At 41.7% G+C, this 26,550-nt stretch carries 32 protein-coding genes and 7 pseudogenes; 15 read left to right on the forward strand and 24 right to left on the reverse strand.

Annotation, left to right across the window (positions count from 1 at the left end; all coding sequences use genetic code 11):
- The first annotated feature begins 37 nt into the window (after positions 1-37).
- A complete protein-coding gene (locus MORIYA_RS05095) occupies positions 38-469 on the forward strand; it encodes a septal ring lytic transglycosylase RlpA family protein (RefSeq protein WP_112713255.1) in 432 nt (143 codons plus the stop codon).
- Positions 470-499: 30 nt separating this feature from the next.
- On the opposite strand, the gene MORIYA_RS05100 is transcribed toward MORIYA_RS05095, so the two are convergent.
- Complete coding sequence (locus tag MORIYA_RS05100) at positions 500-1,693, reverse strand: FAD-dependent oxidoreductase (RefSeq protein WP_331838550.1); 1,194 nt, start codon at positions 1,691-1,693, stop codon at positions 500-502.
- Here MORIYA_RS05100 and MORIYA_RS21240 point away from each other — a divergent pair.
- Complete coding sequence (locus tag MORIYA_RS21240) at positions 1,667-2,005, forward strand: hypothetical protein (RefSeq protein WP_232011751.1); 339 nt, start codon at positions 1,667-1,669, stop codon at positions 2,003-2,005. The two genes, MORIYA_RS05100 and MORIYA_RS21240, sit on opposite strands and share 27 nt — an antisense overlap.
- 102 nt (positions 2,006-2,107) lie before the next feature.
- Positions 2,108-2,230, forward strand: a pseudogene (locus tag MORIYA_RS05105) (IS1595 family transposase); the annotation flags it as partial.
- Here MORIYA_RS05105 and MORIYA_RS05110 read toward each other — a convergent pair.
- The 3 genes and pseudogenes from MORIYA_RS05110 to MORIYA_RS05120 all read right to left on the reverse strand — a co-directional run.
- Positions 2,223-2,399 (reverse strand): annotated as a pseudogene (locus MORIYA_RS05110) (transposase domain-containing protein); the annotation flags it as partial. The pseudogenes MORIYA_RS05105 and MORIYA_RS05110 sit on opposite strands and share 8 nt — an antisense overlap.
- Positions 2,400-2,576: 177 nt before the next feature.
- A complete protein-coding gene (locus MORIYA_RS05115) occupies positions 2,577-3,023 on the reverse strand; it encodes a bactofilin family protein (RefSeq protein ID WP_162629227.1) in 447 nt (148 codons plus the stop codon).
- Positions 2,986-4,212, reverse strand: coding sequence for a M23 family metallopeptidase (locus MORIYA_RS05120; RefSeq protein WP_112713261.1), 1,227 nt, complete (start codon positions 4,210-4,212; stop codon positions 2,986-2,988). The genes MORIYA_RS05115 and MORIYA_RS05120 overlap by 38 nt, the downstream gene beginning before the upstream one ends.
- A gap of 949 nt (positions 4,213-5,161) precedes the next feature.
- On the opposite strand from MORIYA_RS05120, the gene MORIYA_RS05125 reads away from it, so the two are divergent.
- The 5 genes and pseudogenes from MORIYA_RS05125 to MORIYA_RS05145 all read left to right on the forward strand — a co-directional run bounded on the left by MORIYA_RS05125 (position 5,162) and on the right by MORIYA_RS05145 (position 7,019).
- On the forward strand, positions 5,162-5,434 hold the full coding sequence (locus MORIYA_RS05125; RefSeq protein ID WP_232011516.1) for a type II toxin-antitoxin system Phd/YefM family antitoxin: 273 nt from the start codon (positions 5,162-5,164) through the stop codon (positions 5,432-5,434).
- Positions 5,431-5,691: a Txe/YoeB family addiction module toxin gene (locus tag MORIYA_RS05130; protein ID WP_005503217.1), complete on the forward strand. Its 261-nt coding sequence runs from the start codon at positions 5,431-5,433 to the stop codon at positions 5,689-5,691. The genes MORIYA_RS05125 and MORIYA_RS05130 overlap by 4 nt, the downstream gene beginning before the upstream one ends.
- 100 nt (positions 5,692-5,791) lie before the next feature.
- Positions 5,792-6,319, forward strand: a pseudogene (locus tag MORIYA_RS05135) (IS110 family transposase); the annotation flags it as partial.
- 177 nt (positions 6,320-6,496) lie between these two features.
- The gene (locus MORIYA_RS05140; RefSeq protein ID WP_112713263.1) at positions 6,497-6,769 is read left to right on the forward strand and encodes a type II toxin-antitoxin system Phd/YefM family antitoxin; all 273 of its coding nucleotides are present in this window, start codon (positions 6,497-6,499) and stop codon (positions 6,767-6,769) included.
- Entirely contained in the window at positions 6,750-7,019 is a 270-nt protein-coding gene (locus tag MORIYA_RS05145; protein ID WP_112713265.1) for a Txe/YoeB family addiction module toxin, read from the forward strand. The genes MORIYA_RS05140 and MORIYA_RS05145 overlap by 20 nt, the downstream gene beginning before the upstream one ends.
- 745 nt (positions 7,020-7,764) lie before the next feature.
- On the opposite strand, the gene MORIYA_RS05150 is transcribed toward MORIYA_RS05145, so the two are convergent.
- Positions 7,765-8,421: a LysE family translocator gene (locus tag MORIYA_RS05150; RefSeq protein ID WP_112713267.1), complete on the reverse strand. Its 657-nt coding sequence runs from the start codon at positions 8,419-8,421 to the stop codon at positions 7,765-7,767.
- Positions 8,422-8,562: 141 nt separating this feature from the next.
- On the opposite strand from MORIYA_RS05150, the gene MORIYA_RS20735 reads away from it, so the two are divergent.
- Together MORIYA_RS20735 and MORIYA_RS05155 are read left to right on the forward strand one after the other, a co-directional pair.
- Positions 8,563-8,739, forward strand: coding sequence for a hypothetical protein (locus MORIYA_RS20735; protein WP_162629203.1), 177 nt, complete (start codon positions 8,563-8,565; stop codon positions 8,737-8,739).
- Positions 8,736-9,683, forward strand: coding sequence for an IS91 family transposase (locus MORIYA_RS05155; protein ID WP_112713269.1), 948 nt, complete (start codon positions 8,736-8,738; stop codon positions 9,681-9,683). Before MORIYA_RS20735 ends, MORIYA_RS05155 begins: the two co-directional genes overlap by 4 nt.
- Positions 9,684-9,945: 262 nt before the next feature.
- On the opposite strand, the gene MORIYA_RS05160 is transcribed toward MORIYA_RS05155, so the two are convergent.
- The 5 genes from MORIYA_RS05160 to MORIYA_RS20750 all read right to left on the reverse strand — a co-directional run bounded on the left by MORIYA_RS05160 (position 9,946) and on the right by MORIYA_RS20750 (position 11,918).
- Positions 9,946-10,227 carry a hypothetical protein gene (locus MORIYA_RS05160; protein WP_112713271.1) on the reverse strand — a complete coding sequence of 94 codons (282 nt, stop codon included), beginning with the start codon at positions 10,225-10,227 and terminating at the stop codon, positions 9,946-9,948.
- 140 nt (positions 10,228-10,367) lie between these two features.
- A complete protein-coding gene (locus MORIYA_RS05165; RefSeq protein WP_197713355.1) occupies positions 10,368-10,751 on the reverse strand; it encodes a hypothetical protein in 384 nt (127 codons plus the stop codon).
- A 320-nt stretch (positions 10,752-11,071) separates the two neighbouring features.
- Entirely contained in the window at positions 11,072-11,335 is a 264-nt protein-coding gene (locus MORIYA_RS20990) for a zinc ribbon domain-containing protein (protein ID WP_162629228.1), read from the reverse strand.
- Positions 11,313-11,546, reverse strand: coding sequence for a hypothetical protein (locus MORIYA_RS20995; protein ID WP_162629229.1), 234 nt, complete (start codon positions 11,544-11,546; stop codon positions 11,313-11,315). The genes MORIYA_RS20990 and MORIYA_RS20995 overlap by 23 nt, the downstream gene beginning before the upstream one ends.
- A gap of 210 nt (positions 11,547-11,756) precedes the next feature.
- Entirely contained in the window at positions 11,757-11,918 is a 162-nt protein-coding gene (locus tag MORIYA_RS20750; protein WP_162629230.1) for a hypothetical protein, read from the reverse strand.
- A 424-nt stretch (positions 11,919-12,342) separates the two neighbouring features.
- Between MORIYA_RS20750 and MORIYA_RS05175 the strand changes: the two are divergent.
- A pseudogene (locus tag MORIYA_RS05175) lies at positions 12,343-12,736 on the forward strand (IS91 family transposase); the annotation flags it as partial.
- Between the two features lie 5 nt (positions 12,737-12,741).
- Here MORIYA_RS05175 and MORIYA_RS05180 read toward each other — a convergent pair.
- The 11 genes and pseudogenes from MORIYA_RS05180 to MORIYA_RS05230 form a co-directional block, all read right to left on the reverse strand.
- The gene (locus tag MORIYA_RS05180; RefSeq protein ID WP_112713273.1) at positions 12,742-13,056 is read right to left on the reverse strand and encodes a helix-turn-helix domain-containing protein; all 315 of its coding nucleotides are present in this window, start codon (positions 13,054-13,056) and stop codon (positions 12,742-12,744) included.
- Complete coding sequence (locus tag MORIYA_RS05185) at positions 13,043-13,483, reverse strand: type II toxin-antitoxin system RelE/ParE family toxin (RefSeq protein ID WP_232011517.1); 441 nt, start codon at positions 13,481-13,483, stop codon at positions 13,043-13,045. Before MORIYA_RS05185 ends, MORIYA_RS05180 begins: the two co-directional genes overlap by 14 nt.
- Before the next feature lie 55 nt (positions 13,484-13,538).
- Positions 13,539-13,835 carry a HigA family addiction module antitoxin gene (locus MORIYA_RS05190; RefSeq protein ID WP_112713277.1) on the reverse strand — a complete coding sequence of 99 codons (297 nt, stop codon included), beginning with the start codon at positions 13,833-13,835 and terminating at the stop codon, positions 13,539-13,541.
- Positions 13,835-14,113, reverse strand: coding sequence for a type II toxin-antitoxin system RelE/ParE family toxin (locus MORIYA_RS05195; RefSeq protein WP_112713279.1), 279 nt, complete (start codon positions 14,111-14,113; stop codon positions 13,835-13,837). The genes MORIYA_RS05190 and MORIYA_RS05195 overlap by 1 nt, the downstream gene beginning before the upstream one ends.
- Positions 14,114-14,271: 158 nt before the next feature.
- Positions 14,272-14,565, reverse strand: a complete 294-nt coding sequence (locus tag MORIYA_RS05200; RefSeq protein WP_112713281.1) for a HigA family addiction module antitoxin — start codon at positions 14,563-14,565, stop codon at positions 14,272-14,274.
- Between the two features lie 111 nt (positions 14,566-14,676).
- The gene (locus tag MORIYA_RS05205) at positions 14,677-16,269 is read right to left on the reverse strand and encodes an IS66 family transposase (protein WP_112713283.1); all 1,593 of its coding nucleotides are present in this window, start codon (positions 16,267-16,269) and stop codon (positions 14,677-14,679) included.
- A 121-nt stretch (positions 16,270-16,390) separates the two neighbouring features.
- Positions 16,391-16,714, reverse strand: a complete 324-nt coding sequence (tnpB, locus tag MORIYA_RS05210) for an IS66 family insertion sequence element accessory protein TnpB (protein ID WP_112713285.1) — start codon at positions 16,712-16,714, stop codon at positions 16,391-16,393.
- Positions 16,711-17,076: a hypothetical protein gene (locus MORIYA_RS05215; protein ID WP_112713287.1), complete on the reverse strand. Its 366-nt coding sequence runs from the start codon at positions 17,074-17,076 to the stop codon at positions 16,711-16,713. The genes tnpB and MORIYA_RS05215 overlap by 4 nt, the downstream gene beginning before the upstream one ends.
- Positions 17,077-17,150: 74 nt before the next feature.
- Positions 17,151-17,405: a type II toxin-antitoxin system RelE/ParE family toxin gene (locus MORIYA_RS05220; RefSeq protein ID WP_112713289.1), complete on the reverse strand. Its 255-nt coding sequence runs from the start codon at positions 17,403-17,405 to the stop codon at positions 17,151-17,153.
- A gap of 274 nt (positions 17,406-17,679) precedes the next feature.
- Positions 17,680-18,066 (reverse strand): hypothetical protein, encoded by a 387-nt coding sequence (locus tag MORIYA_RS05225; RefSeq protein WP_112713291.1) that lies wholly within the window; start codon positions 18,064-18,066, stop codon positions 17,680-17,682.
- Between the two features lie 52 nt (positions 18,067-18,118).
- A pseudogene (locus MORIYA_RS05230) lies at positions 18,119-18,687 on the reverse strand (YdeI/OmpD-associated family protein).
- Between the two features lie 235 nt (positions 18,688-18,922).
- On the opposite strand from MORIYA_RS05230, the pseudogene MORIYA_RS05235 reads away from it, so the two are divergent.
- Positions 18,923-19,656: pseudogene (locus MORIYA_RS05235) on the forward strand (IS91 family transposase); the annotation flags it as partial.
- 250 nt (positions 19,657-19,906) lie between these two features.
- Here MORIYA_RS05235 and MORIYA_RS05240 read toward each other — a convergent pair.
- The 3 genes from MORIYA_RS05240 to ltrA all read right to left on the reverse strand — a co-directional run bounded on the left by MORIYA_RS05240 (position 19,907) and on the right by ltrA (position 22,146).
- Positions 19,907-20,518: a Fic/DOC family protein gene (locus MORIYA_RS05240; protein ID WP_112713293.1), complete on the reverse strand. Its 612-nt coding sequence runs from the start codon at positions 20,516-20,518 to the stop codon at positions 19,907-19,909.
- Positions 20,508-20,666 (reverse strand): hypothetical protein, encoded by a 159-nt coding sequence (locus MORIYA_RS20755; RefSeq protein WP_162629231.1) that lies wholly within the window; start codon positions 20,664-20,666, stop codon positions 20,508-20,510. The genes MORIYA_RS05240 and MORIYA_RS20755 overlap by 11 nt, the downstream gene beginning before the upstream one ends.
- 190 nt (positions 20,667-20,856) lie before the next feature.
- Positions 20,857-22,146, reverse strand: a complete 1,290-nt coding sequence (gene ltrA / locus MORIYA_RS05245) for a group II intron reverse transcriptase/maturase (RefSeq protein WP_112713295.1) — start codon at positions 22,144-22,146, stop codon at positions 20,857-20,859.
- Between the two features lie 695 nt (positions 22,147-22,841).
- On the opposite strand from ltrA, the pseudogene MORIYA_RS05250 reads away from it, so the two are divergent.
- From MORIYA_RS05250 to MORIYA_RS05260, 3 genes and pseudogenes are all read left to right on the forward strand, one after another.
- Positions 22,842-24,009 (forward strand): annotated as a pseudogene (locus tag MORIYA_RS05250) (IS110 family RNA-guided transposase).
- A 488-nt stretch (positions 24,010-24,497) separates the two neighbouring features.
- Positions 24,498-25,385, forward strand: a complete 888-nt coding sequence (locus MORIYA_RS05255; RefSeq protein WP_112711678.1) for a site-specific integrase — start codon at positions 24,498-24,500, stop codon at positions 25,383-25,385.
- Positions 25,382-26,443, forward strand: a complete 1,062-nt coding sequence (locus MORIYA_RS05260; RefSeq protein WP_112711680.1) for an IS91 family transposase — start codon at positions 25,382-25,384, stop codon at positions 26,441-26,443. Before MORIYA_RS05255 ends, MORIYA_RS05260 begins: the two co-directional genes overlap by 4 nt.
- Positions 26,444-26,550 lie beyond the last annotated feature (107 nt).

Consider the following 26,550-nt stretch of genomic DNA (forward strand, 5'->3'; position numbering starts at 1 on the left):
ATGAAACATTATTTAAAAAAATGGTATTAAAAATCACATGAAAAAGTTAAGCCTTATATTTACCATTGTCGTCCTTTCCATGCTGACCGCTTGTTCGTCTACATCCACATCGACAACTGGGTCGCCTAAAACAATAGCATACGCAAGATCTCATGATCTTGTCGGTCAAGCGTCTTGGTATGGTAAAAGATTCCACGGCAAGCTTACAGCGAGTGGAGAGACATACAATATGAGAGCATATACAGCCGCGCATAAAACCCTGCCATTTGGTACCGTCGTTAAGGTGATTAATACGACTAACAATAAATCTGTCGAGGTCAAAATTAACGATAGAGGACCATTTGTTAGAGGCAGAGTAATAGACCTTTCTCAAAAAGCATTTGAACAAATGGGCAGTACAAATCAAGGGGTAGTTCCTGTCAGAATAGAAATTCTGGATGACAGTAATACTTTTAGATACAAACATTAAACCACAACAAACATCATGTTATGTTGGTCTTTACTTTAGTTCGCCTTCATTTACCGCGTTTCTCTCTAGACAGCGCCCTCTCGGTTCATCACCCTCATGCAGCACGATGTCGGTATGCAGAAACTCAGCAGCTTCTGCTGAACCTTTCACTTTCTTCGCGCTGCGTTCCAACATTTCGGTTTCAAACTCAGTTAACACCCGGTCCCTCAAGCCAGCTTCGCGCCATTTAGACAAGGGTCTGCATTCTTTGGTAATGACCCTAGCCAGCGCCAGTGCATCCAACAGCGCTTGATTCGCGCCCTGTCCTTTGAATGGACTCATAGGATGAGCAGCGTCTCCAATCAAGGTCACGTTAGCCCCTTGCTGCAACAATTCAGGTTCGAGTAACGCGCGGTCATACACCGGATAACCAGAAACCATCACTTCCTGCGTCGCCGTTAAGATCTGAGGAATCGGATCGTGCCACTGACATCGTCGCAACGCTTCTTCTTTTAGCGCGTTAGTGCCTTTCGCACTTAACGCCTTGGCCTCTTCTTCTGGCATTGGAAAGCTAAGCTGCCACATCACCGAGTCCGATGAAAAAGGCATTATATAGATCCGCTCATGGCCATTCGCGGTTTGGAATACCGTGGCGGAGTCGAGCAAAGTACGATCAAGCCCTTCATCTTCAAGATCGGCCAAAGGACAGATCCCCAAGATCACGATACAGCCTAAATAATTTAATGGCGACGCATCCTCACCTACCAGCAACTTGCGCACCGAACTGCGAATGCCATCCGCCCCAACGACAAGATCCGCATGGGCGTATTTCATCTCACCTGCAACCTGAAAGCTCAAATCAACACCTTCACCCTCAGATTGTTTAAAGTCGACCAACTGGTGCCCCCACTGCACCGCATCATGTCCACCGAGTTGCTCAAGCAAGGCTAAACGCAACGACTGCCTTGCGATATGGACATTGGTGCGTGTCGGTAACTTTCTCTCGTCTGACGGCACCCACTTTCTGCTCCCCCATTCACCGAGTACTTTGCCTTCGGTCGTATGCACCACATGTCTGGTTGAAATGATACCTTCCTCTAACGAGAAAATGCCCAGCCCCTCGATCGCTCGACTCGCTTGTTGCAGCGTAAGTCCATAACCTTGAGATCGTGTATCGAAGCCGCTATCGCGTTCATAAAGCGTAAAAGGAATACCACGGTGCAAGCAAGCCACAGCAAGGGCCACCCCACCGATGCCACCACCAATAATGGCAAGGTGTGGGTAATTTTCTGTATCGGGTCCATTAACGAAGGATGGGACAGCAGAACGGATCAGCCCGGACCCTTTACAATTCGAACAGGCATCAAGGTGCGGCTTTGGACGGACAGGCGCGACGCCTTCGCGGTTGGACTTTTCAAAGTGCTCGAGTTCTCGCTGGTAGCGGAGTCTTACTTTCTTACGCAGGCGTTTACTTACTTTCCCGCGTCCCTTACATTCAGCACAAATATTCCAGTGGTTATCTTCAATCTTCAACTTTTCTACCTGCCCTATATTTAACCCGCGATTGGTTACACTTAAATAAGAAAACTCTCAGCTGTTAAGCTGTGATTATAACGGTCATTACGGTCTATTACTGTTTAACTGCAGAAAACTTATATTTTTCTTGAAGCGCAATCAGAACAATATAAAGATAAATTATCGGGGATCATTGAGGCTGACGAATTTTTTCTTGCCTACTCAGAGAAAAGCACAAAAAAGCTGAAGAATAATAGAGCTGCAAGACTGCTTTCATCGCATCTTCACCAAGGTTTTTTCGTCGCTGAGTTAACGCACTTGGCGCTACAAATGCCTTGCCTGTTCGGTCTACAATATCAAGTTGATTAACGATATCTGCCATCGATTTATCATTATAGAGAGCCATCCCGACAAGTAACCAAACCATCGACCTAATTAGGCTTCCATTGATTGATGACATCAAGGGCTTGATAAACGTGCATAAAAAATCCAAGTGTTATAAGACACTTGGATTCTGACAGCTGAGAAGGATCAGTCAACCGATCATATTTCTCTTAACTGATCGGCATTAGTCAACAACTACGCCTTTTTCGAATTCCTGAACAGAATTAAGTTATGCAGATTTTTCACCCGTTGCTTTTGATGTAATTGAACTTACATTTTTGGTTTTATTATCCTGCAAAGGATTTTCTTTATGCGTCATAGTACCTTCAATATGGGCACCAATTTCGATGCTAATTGTTTCATGGAAGAGTTCGCCTTTAACTTTAGCCGACTTTTCTAAACGAATACTGTGGGCTCTTAGTTGCCCCGAAACCGTTCCCATAACAACGATACTATCTGCAATAATCACGCCTTTAACAGTGCCCTGCTCGCCAATGATCAATGTGGCAGCTTTGATATCACCTTCAACGACACCGTCCAGTTGAATTTCGCCGCTTGAGGTGATATCACCTATAATTTTTACGCCTGCTCCGATGATCGACGGCACAGATTTTGTTGATTTCATACTGCTGGTCTCTTTAACTGTCGTATTTTTGTTGCTGGATTTTGAAAACATCTTTAGTTGCCTTAAATACATTTAATGGGTTGATGGTTTTACCATCAAAAATCACTTCGTAATGAAGGTGAGGTCCGGTACTTCTCCCTGTACTTCCCATTAGAGCAATCTCCTGTCCTAATGTGACTTTCTGTCCCTTTTTAACTTTTAATTTAGCGATATGGCCATATCTAGTCTTAAAACCATTGCCATGATCAATGCTGATAAAATTACCATAACCACCATTCCGTCCAGAATAGGTTACTGTACCATCTCCTGTTGCGACAATAGGCGTATCCCACCACCCAGCCATATCAATACCCTTGTGAAATGCCCAACGGTTTTTAATTATCGGATCAGGTCGGCGGCCATAGGCACTAGAGAGATAATACTTCTTAACGGGCTTAATAGAAGGCATGGTTTGAACGGCAGCTTCGAGATGCTGAAACCGATTATAATAGGCATTTAATTTTGGAAACGGCTTATCTTGACTACTGACATCTTGTTCAATATTATCCGAATACAGTATAAACTCTCCACCCTGCGCACGAAAAATCGGTGATATATCCGCAGTGATAGATAAAAATCTTGCCGTGTCGATGCCGGTTTTTTTCAAAATTTTATCTATAAAATCAATCCGAGAAGCAATTTTTGAGGTTAATAAATCAGCAAGTTTCATTTGTTGATTATCGATCTGTTCCATTCGAATACGTGTAACATTGATGTATTCTTGATTTTCCTGTTGTAAATGTGCTTTTGTTTCATTATCCAGGAATAGCACAGAGGAATTGCTAGTCTTTGCGTCTTTTGCTTTATCTGATTTTTCTTTATGGGTGGGGCTTTCAGTCTCTTTAGTATATTCAGTTGAGCTTAGGTGTTTTTCTAGCATTTGTAGCAGATATGCCTGCCTTTCTTCCAACACTTTTGTTTTAGCGGAAAGATCGCCCTTTAGCGTTTCATTTTGACTGTTTAATGCCAGATAATTTTTATTTGTATTTTCTACAAGCAAATCTTTTGCAGCTAGAATATCTATTCTGTTAACAAAATAATATGAAGTGAACGTCATCCACGCGAAGAATACCAAAACGACAGATGCGACGATAAGCTGTGTTCGTGCTGAAATAAAAATGAAATGAACAACACCGTTTGTCCTTAAGTGCAGTTGTCTTTCAGGAAAATATTTAGCAGTTAAAGCTCTTATTTTTTTCAAAATATATTGAATTTTAACGTCTCTTTAGGGCGAGAGATTACGCTCGCTACCAAGCTATTGTAATATAGGCATTTGATACTAAAAACTAAAAAAAATCAATTTATTTAGTGTTATTTTAATAAATAAACTTTAGTCATACTATTGGAATAATACTTATTTTTCATGGACATCCCCAAGACAAAATCACATTTTAATTATTTCCAACTAAAAACAAGCGATTTTATAGCATATAAAATATAGCATGGGCGCGACTTCTAGCTATAAAATATACGTAAACGCACATCTAACCAGTTGCACCTAGCCTGGAGTATTATCGAGCTGCATATTCCAGGTAAATCTGCTTGTTCATCTAAGTTTGGAAGTGTTTTGGACAAGAGGAGGAAGTACCTTTTGGCTAAGCTTCCCTACCACTGTCCTTGTGGAACGCCTTTGGATCTCTTAAATTCTCGATACATCTCTACATACATGCCACGACTTGTTCTTTATTTTAAAATAAGCCGCTGACTCTCCACAACCTTACCAAAACGGTGTGCAACTTGGACTTCGATGGCCTTTTCATTATAAAAAAAGTAACCCTCGTCAGTCAGATCTAATATTTATCGGAGCGATACCAGCACTTCGGTATCACCACCACGCTTGCTTGCAGCTCTATTATTCTTCAGCTTTTTTGTGCCTTTCTCTGTGAGCTTACGACAAGATAGCTCAACTTAACGTACAAATTTTGATTTACTTACTGCATCCCAAATTAGAGTAAGTAATATGGCAAATCAAGACAAACTCAGCAGCCTTGCATCTGAATTTCAACCATGGCGATTCAACCTTTCACCATTGGTGTAAACAAGCGAATTCATTGCTGGCACGTGGTTTTGCAAAACGCGTGACCGTAAACCGAATCCGCGTTGAGTTGCTTGTTATGTGTCATTACGCTACCATGTACAGTATTACGTACATGAACACTTTGGAGAACAACATGGATGCCATTAGCTATACATCAGCTCGTGCCAATTTAGCCTCAACGATGGCGCAAGTTTGTAATGATCACGCACCAATCATTATTACGCGAAAAAGTGAGGCTCCCGTTGTAATGATGTCTCTTGAGGATTATCAAGCAATGGAAGAAACAACATACTTACTCCGTTCGCCTGCCAATGCAAGATATTTGCTTGAGTCGATTGCGGAACTTGAAGCAGGCAAAGGTACCGAACGAGAGTTGCTTGAATGAAATTAACGTTTGCAACAAAAGCATGGGAAAACTATCTGTACTGGCAAACTACCGATAAAAAGATGCTAAAGCGAATTAATACGTTAATCAAAGACATTCAACGATCGCCTTATAGCGGTATTGGCAAACCCGAACCACTTAAACACGGGTTAGCTGGTTACTGGTCTCGACGCATAAATGATGAGCACCGTATTGTGTATAAATACCAAGATGATACGATTCTCATTGCTCAACTGCGATATCACTACAGCACATAGACATAATGACTTCCACTAGGTGCTAGCCTCCAACTTCGTGAGTTAGTTTTTAAAACCAGAGCCATAATATATTCATCACAAATATAAAATGGAGACTAGCATGAGTAAACATAACATTGTTTTTATTGGCATGGACACACACAAATCATTTATTGAGGTCGCTTATATTGAAGATGTGCGGGGCGTCAAACCAATTCATCTTGGTAAGAATCCATCAACGAAACAATCCGTTATAAAGTTGGTTCGTCGGTTTTAATCGCTATTTACAATTAATCGCCACATGCAACTCTGCACTTCGCTTATTCCCAAAAAGCCAAGTAATAAAATTAAGACTGACAAACGTGATGCAATGAATCTGGCTAAGTTACTCAAGTCTGAAGACCTCACTGCGATCTACCTACCCGAGCCTGAAGATGAAGCTGTACGCGATTTATCTCGTGCCAGAGAAACAGCAATGAAAGATCTTAAAGACGGTAAATATCAACTTAACGCGTTGTTACTACGAAATAATGTTACAGCAAAAGTGAAAGACAATTGGTCAAAACAACATTTACGTTGGCTAACTGAATTGATCTTACCGCACCCTGCTCAACAAATAGTTTTGCAGGAATACATACAAACAATAACTTCGACAGGAAGACCTAGGTAAAACCATTGTTGCTGTTGACCTTAATGGAAAGTGCATGGAATCAAGCATCGGGTGTGGCACGAACGGCAGCCAACTGTAATTTGTCCGTTTGATTGCCTTGTTATATTTTTTGAACTACAATGTACGACAATACCGTACATTAATAGTGAGTTAATTATGAATAGCATAAGCGTAAATCAGTTTAGAGACAACCTAAAAAGATATGTTGAACAAACTGTTAGTGAACATGAGCCAATTAAAGTTACTAGACGAGCTGGTGACGATTTTATTGTGATGAGTGCTGACGACTGGGACAGAGAACAAGAAACTCTGCATGTATTACAAAGTAGCAATCTAATGAAACAAATCGCTGAGTCGATGGTGTCGCACCACACAAAAACTGGGTATAAACCAACACAAGAGCAATTAAATGAGATCACTAGTTTTTGAAGGTAAGACTTGGCTTATTTATGAGCAGTTAAGAGAGAAAGACAAAAAGCTTCATAAGACATTGTGCAAAATTTTAAAAGAAATGTTACGTGCAGATCCTGCAAGTGGTTTAGGTAAGCCAGAACTGCTAAAGCATAATTTATCGGGGTTATGGTCCAAACGTATTTCCCAAAAAGACAGATTGATCTATAAATTTGATGATGACAGTATTTATATCTTCGCTATTGGCGGACATTACGACCAGCATTAAAAATAATCGTGGTAGAGCGACCCATTACTGAGCCGACCCCACACAGATCCGGACGTGCGGAACTACCGAATCCGGCTCTTCAGTTATATATTCGCTCGTGCAGACTTTGCCTTCACGTGCTCGATAATAAAACGTCTTACTTTCGTTCCTCTGTCCAGTGACATTAGATTGCCGACACAGCTTCGCCTGAATGTAACGAATTGCAATTCAGTTTTCATGCATTATCCAGCCCTACATGTCCGGGGCATGTTTCTATTACAATTCAAATATAACTGTCAGCTCCTTCGCCATGCTCAAGGCTTTCCCCTGCTCAGACTACTATGGGCTGATCTGACTTCCAAAGGGTCATCGCTGGCTTTGCTTTTGGCTAAGCTTCCCTACCACATCCTGTGGAACACCTTTGGATCTCTCAAGTTCTCAATACATCTCTTCAAACATGCCACGACAATCCCTATGGCCTATATGATTCTCTGTGTACGCTTCACCTATATTGTTCGCTTGATTGTGATCGCTCACTGAAAAGCATCGGCTAATCTCAAACTCCGCCAAAGGCGCAACACTCGATACAGGTGGTTGGTTAAACCTTACCTGACAGGACTTACACCCTGCAAGATGCATCAAGCTTCGCTTGACGCACTAACGCCCCTATAAGCTGTGAGCAATACCGGCACGATTTGTTGCGCCTTTTCTCTTTGCAACCAATGTGATAGCGTTGCGAATCTGACTTTATGAGCTTGTTATATTTTTATTGTTTCGTTAATGCTGATCTTACAATAGCAAAGCCAATAAGCCCCAATATAGCTCCGGTAACTTTATCAATGTAATAAGCTAGCTTGGTAAATTTACTTCGCACTTTCGGTGTTGAAAGAAGAAAAATAATTGATAGGTCCCATAAAAAAACAATAACTGTCATCCAAATACCTAAACCTAACTTAAAAGCAAAGCCTACTTCAGGGGTCAGTACAACAGTAAATAAGCTAAGATAAAACAATAAGTTTTTTGGGTTCAAAATGCCAGACATAAACCCTGTAATGAATTCCTTAAAGAAAGTAGCTTTAGCAGTGTTAGAATGAGTATGCTCAGCCATATCTAAGTTCTTATACGAACTCTTGCTAGCGCGTAAAGCCTGTACTGCAAGATAAATTAAAAATAATCCCCCGATCACTTTAAGCACAATCATAACAGTCACTGAAGCAGCTAAAATAGAGCCCACACCAATCAAACACAAACCAATATACAAAGCGTTTGCTGATGCAATACCTAGTGCAACACCAATAGCATTTTTACCTTCATTACGGATTGCGCTTTTTACAACTAATACGAAGTCTGGCCCAGGGCTTAACAACGCAAGAAAATGAGCTATCGCAACCGTCACGAATATACCAAATAAATTTATATCCATATGAAAAACCTTTTGTAGATTTGAAATTGTATAAAGCATCGATTAAAAATATAACGCTCGCATAAGCTGCGGAGCAAACAAGCCAGCGCTCATACTTACCAATAATATCACCATAATGGGGATGACATTGGAGAATTCAGTATGAACAACTCTCAACAACAACGCTTTAATGTTCTTTATGAACAACACCTTATCAATTTACGTTTGCAAGGTAAACAACCAGCGACTATTGATGCCTATTCTCGTGTAATTCGACAGATTAGTGCGTATTTTGATAACGCCACAGATAAATTAACGCTTGACTGGAGCTTGGCATGAGCACCTTCATTGACTTGCTTCGTCAGCATCATGACGAGTTTGAACGGCAATTTGGTAATCAACTTTCTCACGACAGTCGCCGCGCCATCTATGCGATGCTCAGTTGTAAAACGGGCAACCAAGGTTGTTCGCAATGGGTTTGCCGTCAATGCCAGCAGCGCACGACTTCTGATTGGCTTATGCGCCAACAATCGAAACTACTGCCCGTGCATTACTTCATGGTTACGTTCACTTTACCCAGTGAACTCAGGCCCTTGGCTTGCAGTCAGCCCAAAGCGCTTTATCAATCCATGTTCTCAGTCGCGGCTTCAATATTAAAAGACTTTGCCAGGCGTAAACACGGCGGTGAAATCGGCTTTACCACCGTTTTACATACCCACAGTCGACAACGAAATTTACATCCTCACCTGCACATTATTGTCGCCAGTGGCAGTTACAATAAAACCCGAAACCAATGGCATAAAGGCAAGCGTAATTATCTGTTTAATGCCTTTGCACTGGCTAACACCGACACATTACCCACTAAATGGGTGGTTGATTGCCGAAAAGTTGGTTACGGTCTGCCTGCATTGCAATATTTATCGCGCTATTTGTATCGGGGCGTATTGCCCGATAAAGACATCATCGACACAAGCCATAATTCCGTGATATTCAAATATAAAGACGGGCAAACTCAAACAACGAAAACCAGAGCCTTACCAACGTTACAATTTATCTGGCTTATCTTGCAACATGTGCTCCCAAAAGGATTACAGCGAGTGCGGGATTATGGGCTTTTACACGGTAATGCCAAGCGGTTACGTGTGCGTATCCAAGCAATATTGCTGCATCTGTTCAATTGGAAAATGCCGTTACTGACAGCAACGACTGAATGCAGAACAATACGCACTTGCCCTTGTTGCCATCATGAAATGCGGTGTGTAGGTATCACGCAAACGACCTAGCCGAAAGGAGAATATAATAAGGATAATGGCGATAACATTGCTGATTGGAGATATTGAATTTATGGTGATCATTCGATAACCAATTGATAAATAATAAGCCTGTTATTTATCTCGACTTCGCTCGCCTTGCGTTTAGGTTCAAGGCGAAGTGTCCATCAAGATCAAACACGTTATTTACTATATAAAAGAAAGGCTCGGGCTTATTCAACACCCGAATAAGGTGTCGGCTGCGCGACACCTATTCTTGTATGTTATACCTAAATCACACTTCAGATCTTGGTCTAACTTTTGCTTCTATAGCTGTCCCTCTTACTGAGATTTGTAATAAACCATCGGTACCTTTACACCTTTTAGCTAATGGTAATAATTGAGATTTAAAATCATTATTATCAATTAAGTGCTCCATAGCACTTAATGATATTTCATACTCTCCGCAGCTTTCATTTGAGCATAAATAATGGCGTCTCTTCTCATTGTCCGTTTTAATGTAATTAGAATCCGAATTACATAGATAACAACTTTCAGAAAATTTAGTATTACTCACGAATTATCCTTTAGGTATAACGCCTCAAACACTGGCGCTCATTTTATGTAGCGTTTTTGTGCAATAATTAGAGTTCGCGACACATGCACAAAAACGGCGTAATAAAATGTGTCGCTTGCAGCTTTTTGTTAGGCTGCCTTTTAGTATTTAGCAGTACCAGATTTTTCGACACTTTCTCTTTGTGTTTCAATTAGTTTTACAACTTGCTCAACTGTCAATATGTAATCTTTTGCCGAATCCATTGATGGTTTAATTTTGGCGTGCGCAACCCGATTACGCATTTCATATATTTCTACGACGAGCCTCTTTGTTTCTGGCTCTAATAAATCTGTTGATATTACTCCCAAATATACTTTATTTGAGCTATCCATCGGATCAACTAGAATTCCGGCATCTCTGCCGATGCGAAAGAGAGCACCATCCACATTCCTCCAGCCTTCTAAAATCATATTCGTTGGATCATGCTTGGCGGTATATATCTTTGCCAGAGCAACATCCGCCTCCTGGGCTTTTGATAAGGTCACCGAACTCTTAGCAATGATTTATTTTGAGTCTTCAAGTATCTTCCTTGCTTCGACACCGAACTCTGCCTCTACCGGCCCAGCCTTTATTTTACGTAAAAATGGCAGTAAGTCAGAAATTCTGCCGCGAAGAACTAGCCCTAAAATCAAAACAACAATAGGCCATGCGATTGCATCAATGATTTCACTGTTGAAGTTCCCCTAGCTGAAGCAAGGGGATTCTTGTCGTCTACGGTTTAGGCATTGCAATATAAATTGCGTTAGTCTTCTAAAACCTCTTACAAGCATTTAACGTGTCGGTACTACCTACCGCCACAAATTATTTAAGCTGCTAGTCTTAATCCCTCTTTATGGATATTGATAGCAGCATTATGATCTCTATCGTGAACAGCGCCGCATGCGCAAGTCCACGTCCTGATCGCTAATGACCACTGCCCAGCGTATAACGCTCCACACTCGCTGCACATTTTAGACGAAGGAAACCACTGGCTAATAGCTGATAATTTACGCCCGTACCAATCAGCCTTATATTCTAACTGCCTTGCTATTTCACCGAAATTAGCATCATGGAGATGCTTTGCCAACATCGACACCGACCGTTTTATTAATAATCGGCAGCTGTTTTATCGCTTCTTTCACTAATATTGAAACAAAATACTTACCTGATTTAGTCTTGGATACGGTAAGTGAACTTGGTTTTCCAGTGAAGTAGCGCGACCACTTTATTTTAAGCGGTTGCTTCATTTTAGCGAGTAATAATGATTGTTTATCTGCATCCCATTTGAACCCGTTACTCATGTAACTGGCTGATTGATAATGATGCTTTGATTTAAATTTAGGGTAACCAAACCCTGACTTAAAAAAGGACTGAAAACCTTTGTTAAGGTGTTTTAACCCCTGTTGTAAAGGCGCGCTTGATACGTCTTTCAGCCACAAAAGGTCGGGGTTTTACGTCAAAGATGATAAATGTTAATAGATCCATATTTCCTCAGAAGCCTAACGCCCACATTAGCCGATCAACTTATAGGAGAAAGTAAACTCTTTATCGGGCTTACTACTTAGCATACTAAACAACAAATCAAAGTCTGTTGGATCGTCTTGATGTGCTCGCCAAATTGCAGAGGTATCACCTAAAGTGAGGAACAATTGCCCTGACTTTGACTGAGACAAAACTCATAATTACCCCTTAGGAACAAGATTATATATTAAATTAACAGATTCGGCTCACTTATTTATTTTCTTGTTAGCTATGTTTACTTCTTATTGCATAACTTGTTGAACGAAGCCGCTGCGCGGCAGGGTCTTTCCACCACCGTTCATACTAACCAATAGCATCTCCATTATGGTGGTGCCTTATTGGAGCTATCAGTATGAACAACTCACAGCAACAACGCTTTAATGTTCTTTATGAATAACATCTTACCAATCTAAGGCTGCAAGGTAAACGACCAGCTACTATTGATGGTTATTCTCGTGCGGTTCGACGCATTTCGACCTACTTTGATCGAAGTCCTGATGGTTTAACCACCGCCAACCTCAATACCACAGCGCGTTATACTCAGTTAACCCAATTAAAACAACATAATACTGCTGTCGCCAACAATCGAAACTACTGCCCGTGCATTACTTCATGGTTACGTTCACTTTACCCAGTGAACTTAGACCATTAGCCCGAAGCCAATCCAAAGCGTTATATCAAACCATGTTTTCGGTCGCGGCATCAATATTAAAAGACTTTGCCAGGCGTAAACACGGTGGTGAAATAAGCTTTACCACCGTTTTACATACCCACAGTCGACAACGGAATTTACATCCTCACCTGCACATTATTGTCGCCAGTGGCAGTTACAATAAAACCCGCAACCAATGGCATAAAGGCAAGCGTAATTATCTGTTTAATGCCTTTGCACTGACTGGCTAACACCGACACATTACCCACTAAATGGGTGGTTGATTGCCGAAAAGTCGGCTGCGCGACACCTATTCTTATATGTTATAGCTCTGCAATGTGTGTGAGAGTTTCTGGATGACGTTGCACTAATTTCAAAAGCGTTATTGCTTGCCCATTTGGAGCACTGCGTCCTTGCTCCCAATTCTCTAACGTACGAGAAGATGTATGAAGTAAACTAGCAAACACACCGCGTGACATATTAAATTTTTCTCTAATATTAACAATTTCATTAGGTGAGATATCAAGCTCACTTACATCATTAACATGATGTGTTTTAAGGGTAAGTTTCCCCTCTGAATGCTCTTTTGCTTCAACAAGAGCGGAACTTAATTCTGTAAATAAATCACGATTGCTCATTACGCCATACCTCCATAAAAGCCTTTAACTGTTTCTTTTGATCTGCGGTTAAATCCGACACTTCACTTTTCCCATAAATAGTAAGTAAATAGCAACGTCGTTTTTCATCAAGGAAGTAATAAATAACACGGGAACCACCACGTTTCCCTTTACCCTTACCCTTACTTGCAACTCGAACCTTCCGTAAACCACCAGTACCTTGAATCACATCACCCTTCTTCGGGTTTGACATTAGCTCAGTTTGAAACAATCTAAATTCTTCATCATTGAGATGGTCATCTCGGTATTTCTCAAATATTTTTGATTCTACAAATATACATTTCATGATTGAAGTATACGCAAATAGCGTATAGAAAACAAGATGGGATATGATTGAGCTATAACGCCAACCTAAGCGGCGGCTTGCTGGTGCAGTTTTTTGCGGCACTTTGCAAAAAGTGCGACAGTAAAAGCCGTCTGGTTTAGGTGCTTGTTAAACCGTATTACGCCATTTGAAAGTTATATGGAGAAACGTGCAATGACTGTTGCTCTTGCCTTGTTTGCCATAAATCATGCGCGTTCTGTAAGCGAAGCCAATGATCTGCTGATGGTTTACCAAATGCTAATTCTAAACGTACAGCCATTACGGGCGTTATAGAACCTTTAGTATTCAAAACTTTAGATAAAGTCTTACGACTCACATCAAGATGCTTAGCGACGTCGGTGATCGTTAACTCTAAAGAGTCGATCACTAACTCTTTTAATATTTCTCCCGGATGAGCGGGGTTAAACATAGCCATTAGTGGTAATCCTCATAATTTACTATTTCAACATCACGTCCTGTAAACCTATATGTTATTCGCCAATTTCCACTTACACGGACAGACCAAATATCTTTTCTATCACCTTTAAGTTGATGCATAAATAGACCTGGAAGATCCATATCATCAGAAATTTCAGCTTGATCTAAGTTAGCTAAAATAAGACGTAGTTTCTTTTCGTGTTTCTTTTGTATCCCCGCAGTGCTGCCTGAAGCATAAAACTTGCGAAGACCTTCATGAATGAAATTTTTTATCATTCGACCATTGTAACCTTAAAGGTGTCAGGTTAACTTGACCTACGGTTTAACGCCCCCATAAGCTGTGAGCAATGCTGGCACAATTTGTTGCGCCTTTTCTTTTGCAACCAATGTGATAGCGTTGCGAATCTGACTTTATGGGCCTTGTTACATTTCGTCTACACCATCGAAAAATTAACTACATGCACTCGAGTTAGATTAACATTCTGCTTTGCATGCCAAAGGTCATAATTATCTTGCATTGAAAGCCAGCTCTCAGCTGTACGCCCTAGTGCTTTCGATAAACGTAGTGCCATTTCTGGTGAAACTCCACTTTGCCCTTTCAATATGCGATTTAACGTTGATGATGCTACATCAAGTTGTTTTGCCAGAAAACGACAACTTAGGCCAGATGGTTCCAGATAAAGATCATGAATGAACTCACCCGGGTGTGGTGGATTATGCATATTCATTAGTGATAGTCCTCGTAGTTTAAGATAAACGCATTGTGAGCTTACGACAATATAGTTTGACTTAAGGAAATTTGGCAAGTCCCGGCAGATATGCCGGGATGATGGTTTATTTTACTGGTAATTCCAAGGCAGATAATTTTCAGGTGCCAACTTCACCGCTTCTTGTTCTCGTTGCAGCGTATTTAAATAATCAAAAATATTAGTGCCGGCCCAGCTGGCTGTGGCTATGATTGAGGTGATAACATCACCGATACTGGCTCCAGACAGCGTTTTGTGGAACATCGCATTTTTTCTATCCCTGACCACCAATTTTAATTCAGCCTCCATTAAATTATTATCTAATTGCGCCCCTGGCACCGTGCAGAAACACGTTAAGCCTGCGTAATGTTTATCAAAATAACGGATCGCTTTGCCAAGCCCACTGTTTTCCTCAACACTGCCATCGCTTAAGTGCTGGCGACCCCACGCGCGGATCTCAGCCATGATTGGTCGCGAATTTTCATCATGATAAGCTTGCCGCTGTTCACTATTGAGCTGTTTTTCTGTTGCCAGATTATCAATATGCCAGATCTCGCCATAACGATCTAAAATACCTGCAACTTCATCGGGAAAATGGCTAAGCACATCCACAAATTGCCGTCGAGCATGGCTGTTACACAAGGACTGGATAAATTCGACATCAACGGAGGGGCGGTTGCTGGCCAGTGCATCGCTCATGATAATGGGCGGTGAACTTGTTTTGTCTCGCAAACACAGCACGCTATCGATAAATTCACCCGCGTGACCTATGTTAGTTTCGAACAACACTATTTTTTGATCTGCGGTAGTGGTTGCTATCATGCCCGAGCTATAAACTCCAGTTCTAACACGTTCTTTATCGCTATTACGTTGTTTTTTAATGATGGCGGTTTGGTCGAGAATACGGTGTGTGGTGTCATCAATATAATAATGCTTGGCATTGCCTGCAATTGTTCTCAAGTGCTTAAATACAGGCCAAATGGCGTTGGCCACATATTCGGTTTGATCGAAGATAGATGACGCGGTAATAGGTACGCCTAAGATGTTTTGCAAACTGCCTTGGCGATAAAACGGTGTGCCTGCGTAATATTTGTTGATCGCCATTAAGCTGCGTGCGCTGTAGCCGTATTTTTGTTTGGCATGCCCATCGGCCTGTACGTTTTCAGCCAGTGGCGCGGTAAAATAAGCACCGCAGGCATTACAACGTAGTCGTTCCATGATGTGTTGCTCTGGCACAAAAGGGCTTTGCCCTGTGATCCGCAAGAAGCTTGCTGGTTCATACTTGGTGAGTTTCCCCAAGTCGCATTCAGGACATAATTCACCCTTGGTCAGCACTGTTAAGGCGTGGTGAATGATTGTCGGTTTGACTTTTTGGGTCTTGGGTTTAGTGCGCTTGATTTGTTTATGTTGGGCTTTTTTACCTTTTGCGGCAACGCCTTGCTGACTGATGAGTGCCCCCAGTTTTTCTGACGATTTAACGATACCGACGAGTTTTTTCAATTTGTGTATCGTCACATCTTTACTGGCGATGTTTTCTTGCAAATTAGCCAGTGTCATCAAGGCATTAAGCAATAGCTGACAATCAGCCGAGCTTAACGCCAGTTCATGCTCTTTGGCTTCTGTCACGCGTTCAATTAAGGCATCGAGTGCGTCATTATCAATATCGGTGAATGATTGAGTCAACATAAGTGTCCAGTGTGCTCGTCTATAATTAAGCGAATATGGATTATTGCAGGCATAAAGGATCGGTCAACATGATCGTTTAGATCCTGCGATATTAATGTAATATTGTGAATTACATCGCATTTTATGCCACTTGTACCACTGGAGCCGCGGATAATAACTGTCGCAGATGCTTAGCCTGCATGGAGGTGATGGCTTCCTTGGCGGTTGGCCAGTTGGAAAATTTGCCCTTTGATAATCGTTTGGTCATTAACCAAAAACCAGACCCGTCATAGCTTAATGCCCGGATCATGGTTTTATTACGGTTAATAAAGACAAACAAAATGCCGGAACGCGGGTCTTGGTCGAGTTGTCGACGACAAATCGCCACAAATCCGTCAATGCCACAGCGAAAATCGGCGGGTTGAATAGCCAGTAAGATAGGCGTATTCGCGGTCAGTAATATCATACCAGCAGCGCCCCCGTGATAACGGCAAGTAACGCAGGCGAGAGCGGGCCAGAAAGTTGTAACCGGTTACCATTTTTACAAGTGAGCGTAATATTAAACTCATCCGAACTGGCATTCAGCTCGTCAGGGACAGCAATGAATTCGCTAGGTTTTTTGACGGAAGTCGCTTGTTTACACCAATGGTGAAAGGTTGAATCGGCAATGTTTAATGCGGTTTTAATTTGGCTCGATGAATAATATTGAGCCAGTGCAACGGTTTTATCTTTCAACTGCTGAGGTGTTTTTTCTCTGGGATATTGTCGGGTCAAGCGCCATTGTTGAAATTCAGATGCAAGGCTGCTGAGTTTGTCTTGATTTGTCATATTACTTACTCTAATTTGGGATGCAGTAAGTAAATCAAAATTTGTACGTTAAGTTGAGCTATCTTGTCGTAAGCTCACAACGCATTGCCATTAATGAATTCAAAAGTAATGCGCCAGTTTCCATTTACGGTGATAGACCAAATTCCATCTCTATTACCTTTGAGTGGATGAAGCTTAAAGCCTGGTAAGTTGATATCGTCGATTGCTTGCGCGGTATCAATTGCTGCGAGCTGCATTCTCAATTTTCTTTGGTGTTTAGGCTGTATTCCAGAAGTACTTCCTGTTTCAAAGTATTTCTTCAGACCTTTATGTTTAAATAATTTGATCATTTAATTAGTGTAGCGCATTGCGCATCACAACTCAAAGAGAAGTGTAAAAATCCGAATAACTGGCAAATGATAGTGGGCTAAACTTGAGCGCAGCGAAAATGTCACGCTATTTGTATCGAGGCGTATTATTGGTATCTTAAATAAGCTAGCCTTGTGTTTAATATGCAGATAAGCACCCACCAAAACTAAATGCATCATTCATAATAAAAAGAAGGCTCTGGGCTTATTCAACACCCAAATAAGGTGCCGACTGCGCGACACCTATTCTTATATGTTAGGTAACATTTTTGACCTTAATTAAATAGAAAGCAAATAGTGCGATTAAAATTGAATCGAATATTATTGTTACGGCTGACTTTTCAATATACTGTTCGCCGAAAATAACAATTAATGAAATAAATGCAATTTTGCTGATGCCGACGATAACGAGGGATAAATTCCGATACACAGGCTTAAAAGCACCATAAATCAATAATACCCCCATTAAGAAAATCAAAAATCCCCAGCTCCGCACAACAACCTCGCCCAATGGATCGCTAATAGCTTCTCCAAACATACTTATTAACGCTGCTTGAGGTGCAAAAACCGCAAAGATCATTGAACAGGTCAGTAAACCTGCAATAACCATAATCCATTTTATTTTAGTAATAATAATGTTCACATAAACTCCTAACTCTTTGTGTCAACTAACGCCTTGCTAGGCCGAATCCCACTTATTTAGGCTTTTCTTCGTGAACAAGCATGTTCATGAATTTTGCAAACCGCCTTAGTCTGGTTTCTTCGCACTTATCAATCCGTACGCGATAGCATAACGGCTCGATTTATTGAGAGTTTCAAAAAACTCTTTAACATTCGGCTTGCTCTCCAGTGCAGCTAGGAAATCCGCGGGTACTTCCATTTCACTTACTACATAGGCGTTTTCCCAACGACCGTCCGCTTTAGCAGCACGAATATGCACGAGCCCTGATTCCATCATCCGGCCCTCACTTATCAAACGTTCCGCATGCTCTGTGTTCCTTTTAGACCAGTTGCTTCGCGTTTGTCTGGGAGTAATGCGCTGAAGATAGGCTTGGTCATCGATTGACTTTTTAACACCGTCGATCCAACCCCAGCATAGAGACTCGATCACGATATCATTCCAAGTCACGCTCTGAATCCCAGTATTTTTCTTGTATATCTTCACCCAGAGTTCACTTTCAGAGCCGTGATTCACCTTGACCCACTGGCCGAAATCTTTCGGTGTTACAAATGTCATCGTTCTCAATGGATCAGGTTCAGCCATAAAATTAGATTCTCTTCGGCAGAGCAAACAAGCCTGCGTTCATACTAACCAATAGCATCACCATTGTGGTGGTGCCTTATTGGAGCTATCAGTATCAATCATTCACAACAGCAACGATTTAATTTTCATTATGAAACACCCTATCAATTTAAGACTGCAAGGTAAACGTCCCACAACCATTGATGGTTATTCTCGTGCGGTTCGACACAATTCGAATATCGTTAAAAAGACCGTAATGGCTTGCAGTCAGCCCAAAGCACTTTATCAATCCATATTCTCAGTAGCCGCATCGGTGTTGAAGGAATTTGCTAAAAAATAGGCTTTACCACCGTTTTACATACCCACAGTCGACAACGGAATTTACATCCTCACCTGCACATTATTGTCGCCAGTGGCAGTTACAATAAAACCCGCAACCAATGGCATAAAGGCAAGCGTAATTATCTGTTTAATGCCTTTGCACTGGCTAAAGTCTGGCGAGCAAGGATGCTTGATGCTATCAATCACCACGCTGATTTATCGCTGGCTAACACTGACACATTACCCACTAAATGGGTGGTTGATTGCCGAAAAGTTGGTTACGGTCTGCCTGCATTGCAATACCTGTCACGCTATTTGTATCGCGGTGTTTTACCCGATAAAGACATCATCGACACAAGCCATAATTCCGTGACCTTCAAATACAAAGACGGGCAAACTCAAGCAACGAAAACCAGAGCCTTACCAACGTTACAATTTCTCTGGCTTATCTTGCAACATGTGCTCCCCAAAGGATTACAGCGAGTGCGGGATTATGGGTTTTTACACGGTAATGCCAAGCGGTTACGTGTGCGTATCCAAGCAATATTGCTGCATCTGTTCAATTGGAAAATGCCTGAATTCGTCGCAACGATAACTGCGAAAGCAATCAGGATTTGTCCTTGTTGCCAGCATGAAATGAAATGCGTTGGCATCTCGCGAACGAGCTAGCTGAAAGGCGAATACAATAAGGATAATGGAATTTACGATATGAGTTGGAGATATTGAATTTATGGTGAAAACAGACTAGTTCATTGATAAATAACGGTCCTGTTATTTATCTCAATTTCGCTCGCCTTGGGTTTAGCCCCAAGGCGAAGTACCCACCAAGATCAAACACGTGATTTACTATATAAAGAAGGGCTCGGGCTTGTTCAACACCCGAATAAGGTGTCGGCTGCGCGACACCTATTCTTATATGTTATGTTTCCGTTTGATACAATATACGTAGCATTAGGTTTGTTAGAGGTTCATAATTTCCTTCATGAACTCTTTTTGATGTTTCCATATTTTCCCAAGCTTGGACTGCATCCCAATCTAATAGATAATCGTGAGTTCTCGCTAATAATGAAATGAATATTCTTTGCGTTCTACCGTTTCCTTCTGGAAATGGATGATACATATTTAATATGCCTAAACACCTAGCAAGTTTTTCAGCGAGTATTATCTTTTCAGGTTTAACCAAAGATAAAACATTTTCCGCACGCGAAAAAACTACGGCTTCGTGTTTGGGTAAATCTTTTGCAGGTGTAAACTCATCTCCATTCTTTGACATATCATAAGATCTGGTTTTTCCAGCCCAAGAGTATAGTTCTTTGAATAAAAAGGAGTGTATAGATTTAAGTTTTGTAAGGTTGAATTCGCAGGGGAGTAATGACGAATCTTCGAATAGTAAATATTCGTAAACTGCAGTAAAGCCAGCTTCTAATTCTTTTAATTTTTGGGGATTAGTTTCATTTTTTAAGTTTACAAATACGCTCGTATTTTCATAAAAATCAGGTTCTACACTATCTGTAAATAAATCATTTACCACGTAAAAGTTCTAAAACTTGAGTAGTTGTTACAGTAGGATCAGTCAATGCTTTATTTAATAAAGACTTTACATCTTGAGATAAAGATAAAGATTCTAATCTAATGTTAGCTAGGGCTTGTTTTAACGTATTAGGATTAGTGATAGGCATAATAAATTCCAAAAAATTAAAGACGATGCAAGTATAACACTCACAATATTAAGACGCAATACTTCTGATTATGCGAGGAAACAATCGTGGTAGAGCGACCCATTACTGAGCCGACCCCACACAGATCCGGACGTGCGGAACTACCGCATCCGGCTCTTCAGTTATATATTCGCTCGTGTAAAACACGGCCCTAGTACCAATCGACCAGCACAAAACGCTTGCTGACCTTTGGACTTTCAATCTGGAAATACTCTAACATCTTCTTGAAATTACTCCAGTTATAACTTTGTCGACCACTGCGTCTGTTCAACCATTTATACAAACTATGCAAAACGTAGTCGTACATACCTGATAAACTTCTGCTGTTTTCGGGTAAGCCAAAGTAATTTCTAAACCCTATTAATTTGCGCCTTAACTGTGGCAGCCAGAGCTTCAACTTATATGAGCGCTTGGCTTTGATCCATTGGTAATACTCACTCAGCGTTGCCTTTTGCTTCTTAGCACCGGTTCGCCGCCTGAGTCGAGCCTTGCCATTTAAATCTGTTCCCCAGTAAAATTCAAACCCTAGAAATACAAAATGACGTTTTCGGCCAACATGAAATCGGCTGAACCGCATTAGTGATGTTTTGTCTTCTGCGACGTCTAAGTTGAACTTCTTTAATCGTTTCGGTAATACTTTATAAAAGCGCTCGGCGTCATTCGCAAATTGAAATGCACAGACAAAATCATCTGCATAGCGGATCATCATTGCTCTGCCACGCATTGTCGGCTTTACTTTCTTTTCGAACCAAAGGTCTAGTGCGTAATGCAGATAAATATTAGCCAACACAGAGCTGATAATGCCGCCTTGTGGACTGCCACTCGTTGGTTTGGTGAAGACGCCATCGGGTGATTTTATCCTTGCCTTTAACCACTGATTAATTAAGTTAAGTATTGCCTTATCATCGATGCGTTGTTTAAGCATTTCCATCAGCCATTCATGGTCAAGGTTATCGAAGAAACCTTTAATATCAGCCTCGACTATATAACCATAGCCTTTGAATTGCAGATTTAGTGTCAAACTGTGCACCGCTTGATGGGCACTTTTATTCGGTCGATAACCATAACTGTTGCGCAAAAAGTCTTGTTCCCAAATGCTTTGCAGGATCTGGCTAACACTTTGTTGCACGAGCTTGTCGTCGACGGTGGGTAGACCTAAAGGTCTTAATTTACCGTTCGATTTAGGGATAAAGATGCGCTTAATATCATTAACTCGGTAACATTTCTGCTTGAGTTGCTGACCTAAACGATCAATATTTTCAGTAAGCTTAGCCTTGTACTTAGGCATAGTGATGCCATCAATACCAGGTTTAGCGTGTTTATTGAGTTGCCCCCAGCTTTGATACAGACTGTCAGTATTTAGTAATCCATATAAATTCTGAAACCTGTGCTTGGGGTGGGTTTGTGCTTTAAATGCGATGGTATTAAGTGTTGTTGTCATAGTGATCCCAGCCCTACTTTGTCCGGACTATGTGCCTGCTCAATACCCCTGTTTATTTAAAAGAAGAACTGTCAGCTCCTTCGCCATGTACAAGGCTTTCCCCTGCTCAGACTACTATGGGCTGATCTGACTTCCAAAGGGTCATCGCTGGCTTTGCTTTTGGCTAAGCTTCCCTACCACCATCCTTGTGGAACGCCTTTGGATCTCTCAAGTTCTCAATACATCTCTACATACATGCCACGGCTTGTTCTTTATTTTAAAATAAGCCGCTGACTCGCCACAACCTCACCAAAACGTTGTGCAACTTGGACTTCGATGGCCTTTTCATTATAAAAAAAGTAAACCTCGTCAGTCAGACCTCATATTTATCGGAGCGATACCAGCACTTCAGGATCACGACAATCCCTATGGCCTATATGATTCTCTGTGTACGCTTCACCTATATTGTTCGCTTGATTGTGATCGCTCACTGAAAAGCATCGGCTAATCTCAAACTCCGCCAAAGGCGCAACACTCGATACAGGTGGTTGGTTAAACCTTACCTGACAGGGACTTACACCCTGCAAGATGCATCAAGCTTTGCTTGACGCACTAGACATAATGACTCCCCACTAGGTGCTACCTCCAACATTGTGGGTTAGTTTTTAAAACCAGAGCCATAATATATTCATCACAAATATAAAATGGAGACTAGCATGAGTAAACATAACATAGTTTTTATTGGCATGGACACACACAAATCATTTATTGAGGTCGCTTATATTGAAGATGTGCGGGGCGTCAAACCAATTCACCTAGGTAAGAATCCATCAACGAAACAATCAGTTATAAAATTGGTGCGTCGGTTCGAATCGAAATACCCACATGCAACTCTGCACTTTGTTTATGAAGCCGGTCCTTGTGGTTATTGGATCTACCGTTTGATCACATCGATTGGTCATTGCTGTTATGTTATAGCGCCTTCACTAATTCCAAAGAAACCAGGCGATAAAATCAAAACCGACAAGCGTGATGCGATGAATCTGGCTAAGTTACTCAAGTCTGAAGACCTCACTGCGATCTATGTACCAGAGCCTGAAGATGAAGCTGTACGCGATTTATCTCGTGCCAGAGAAACAGCAATGAAAGATCTTAAAGACGGTAAATATCAACTTAACGCGTTGTTACTACGAAATAATGTTACAGCAAAAGTGAAAGACAATTGGTCAAAACAACATTTACGTTGGCTAACTGAATTGATCTTACCGCACCCTGCTCAACAAATAGTTTTGCAGGAATACATACAAACAATAACTGAGCGTATGAATCGATTAAAACGGCTCGATAATGAACTCGAGCATCATGTTAAAAACTGGCGTTATTACCCTGTGGTAAAAGCGATCCAAGCAATGCGAGGTGTTCGATTATTAGTGGCAACTGGCGTAGTAGCAGAACTTGGTGATTTAACTCGATTTGATCACCCAAGAAAACTAATGAGTTACTTAGGGCTGGTTCCTAGCGAACATAGTAGTGGTGGGAGCCGTAAGCTCGGATCTATTACTAAGTGTGGTAATAGTCGAGCAAGGCGCTTACTTGTTGAGGGGGCACACACCTATCGCTTTGCAGCAAACATCTCCAAAGAACTGCAACTTCGACAGGAATACCTAGGTAAAACCATTGTTGCTGACCTAAATGGAAAGCGCATGTAAAGCACAGCTTAGGTTGTGCCGTCGATATCAAACCATGTTACGCCGTGGCAAACATCATAATGTAATTGTCACGGCCATAGCGCGGGAAATGATTGCCTATATCTGGGCGATATCGCGTGAAATAGTGCTGACACCCGTAGAGCCAAAATTACGGCTATCGAGAGTGCCTGCATGATAAAAGTTGTTGAGTTAGCGTATGGAATCAAGCATCGGGTGTGGCACAACCACCGACGGCGTTAGGATGGCAGTTAATGAAAGTTAGCTGATCCACGAACCTAGACTGAAGACAGGTGTCACGACGAAATAAGTAAGGTAGGCGCTGCTTGCGAAAGCAAGTAATCCACGAATATCAGCATGATAACCGACGAATATACTTGCTTCATTCTTACGTTAACTCACTTTATTTAATAAAAGTGAATTTATGGCTATATTTTTTAGCAAGGATCTCTGCGTTTTACTTGACGTGGGGAGTCATATCAACGCCCACTTAAGCGGACAAAAATAGTTGGTTATAATGTGAAGCGAAGCGGAACCTAACCAACTGTTTTTGTTCCGTTTGAAGTGCTTGTTGAACGAAGCCGCTGCGCGGCGGAGTAAACAAGCCAGCGTTCATACTAACCAATAGCATCACCATTATGGTGGTGCCTTATTGGAGCTATCAGTATGAATCATTCACAACAGCAACGATTTAATTTTCTTTATGAACAACATCTTATCAATCTAAGGCTGCAAGGTAAACGACCAGCGACCATTGATGCCTATTCTCGTGCGGTTCGACGCATTTCTACTTATTTTGATAAATCTCCCGATGGATTAACTACTGCCAATTTAAAAGACTATTTCAACAGCCTGATCCAGACCCACTCTTGGAGCACCGTTAAAATCGACCGTAATGGCTTACAGTTTTTCTACCGCTACACCCTCGACAAACAATGGGAATGGCTAAGTATTGTCAAACCGCCGCAAGTTAAACGTCTGCCCGATATCTTGACGCCAGCGCAAATAAGCAAAATGATAAGTGCGACGAAGAAACAGCGCTATCAAGTGTTCTTTCTCACCCTTTACAGCATGGGCCTGCGATTAAGCGAAGGCTTAAACCTTACCGTTCATGATATTGATAGCCAAACCATGCAGGTTCATATCCGTGATGCTAAGGGTGGCAAAGATAGATTAGTACCGCTGCCAAAACGTACGCTACATGCTCTGCGTTGCCACTGGCAAACGCACCATCACGCGCGACTTATTTTCCCTGGACTCGGTAATGGCATGAATTCGCCGATGGATAAAGGCGGCATTCAAAAAGCCATCAAACAAGTATTACGTGACTGTCATATTAATAAACTCGTCAGCCCGCATTCACTCCGACATTGCTTTGCTACGCATTTACTCGAAGGCGGATTGGATTTACGCTCACTGCAAGTGTTACTCGGTCATGCCAGCCTTAATACTACCGCTAGATATACTCAACTCACGCAATTGAAACAACGTGATGCGGCCGTTGCCATTAATCAGCTTGCTGACAAGTTAGCGTTAGATTGGAGCTTGGCATGAGTACATTTATTGATTTATTGCGCATTCATCATGACGAGTTTGAACGGCAATTTGGTAATCAACTTTCTCACGACAGTCGCCGCGCCATCTACGCCATGTTAAGTTGCAAAACGGGGCAACAAGGTTGTTCGCAATGGATTTGTTCTCATTGCCAACATGATGACCGTTTGCCACTGTCCTGCGGCCATCGGCATTGTCCGCAATGCCAGCAGCGCACCACCTCCGATTGGCTTATGCGCCAACAATCGAAACTACTGCCCGTGCATTACTTCATGGTTACGTTCACTTTACCCAGTGAACTCAGGCCCTTGGCTTGCAGTCAGCCCAAAGCGCTTTATCAATCCATGTTCTCAGTCGCGGCTTCAATATTAAAAGACTTTGCCAGGCGTAAACACGGCGGTGAAATCGGCTTTACCACCGTTTTACATACTCACAGCCGGCAACGAAATTTACATCCTCACCTGCACATTATTGTCGCCAGTGGCAGCTACAATAAAACCCGAAACCAATGGCATAAAGGCAAGCGTAATTATCTGTTTAATGCCTTTGCACTAGCTAAAGTCTGGCGAGCAAGGATGCTTGATGCTATCAATCAGCACGCTGATTTATCACTGGCTAACACCGACACATTACCCACTAAATGGGTGGTTGATTGCCGAAAAGTCGGTTACGGTCTGCCTGCATTGCAATATTTATCGCGCTATTTGTATCGGGGCGTATTGCCCGATAAAGACATCATCGACACAAGCCATAATTCCGTGACCTTCAAATATAAAGACGGGCAAACTCAAGCAACGAAAACCAGAGCCTTACCAACGTTACAATTTCTCTGGCTTATCTTGCAACATGTGCTCCCCAAAGGATTACAGCGAGTGCGGGATTATGGGTTTTTACACGGTAATGCCAAGCGGTTACGTGTGCGTATCCAAGCAATATTGCTGCATCTGTTCAATTGGAAAATGCCTGAATTCGTCGCAACGATAACTGCGAAAGCAATCCGTATTTGTCCTTGCTGCCAGCATGAAATGAAATGCGTTGGCATCTCGCGAACGATCTAGCTGAAAGGCGTAACATAATAGGCATAATGGCGTTAACGTTACAGGTTGGAGAGATTAAATTTATGATTAAAATTGACTAGTTCATTGATAAATAACGGTTCTGTTAT

The sequence above is a fragment of the Moritella yayanosii genome (genome assembly GCF_900465055.1).
In the GTDB taxonomy this organism is placed as follows: domain Bacteria; phylum Pseudomonadota; class Gammaproteobacteria; order Enterobacterales; family Moritellaceae; genus Moritella; species Moritella yayanosii.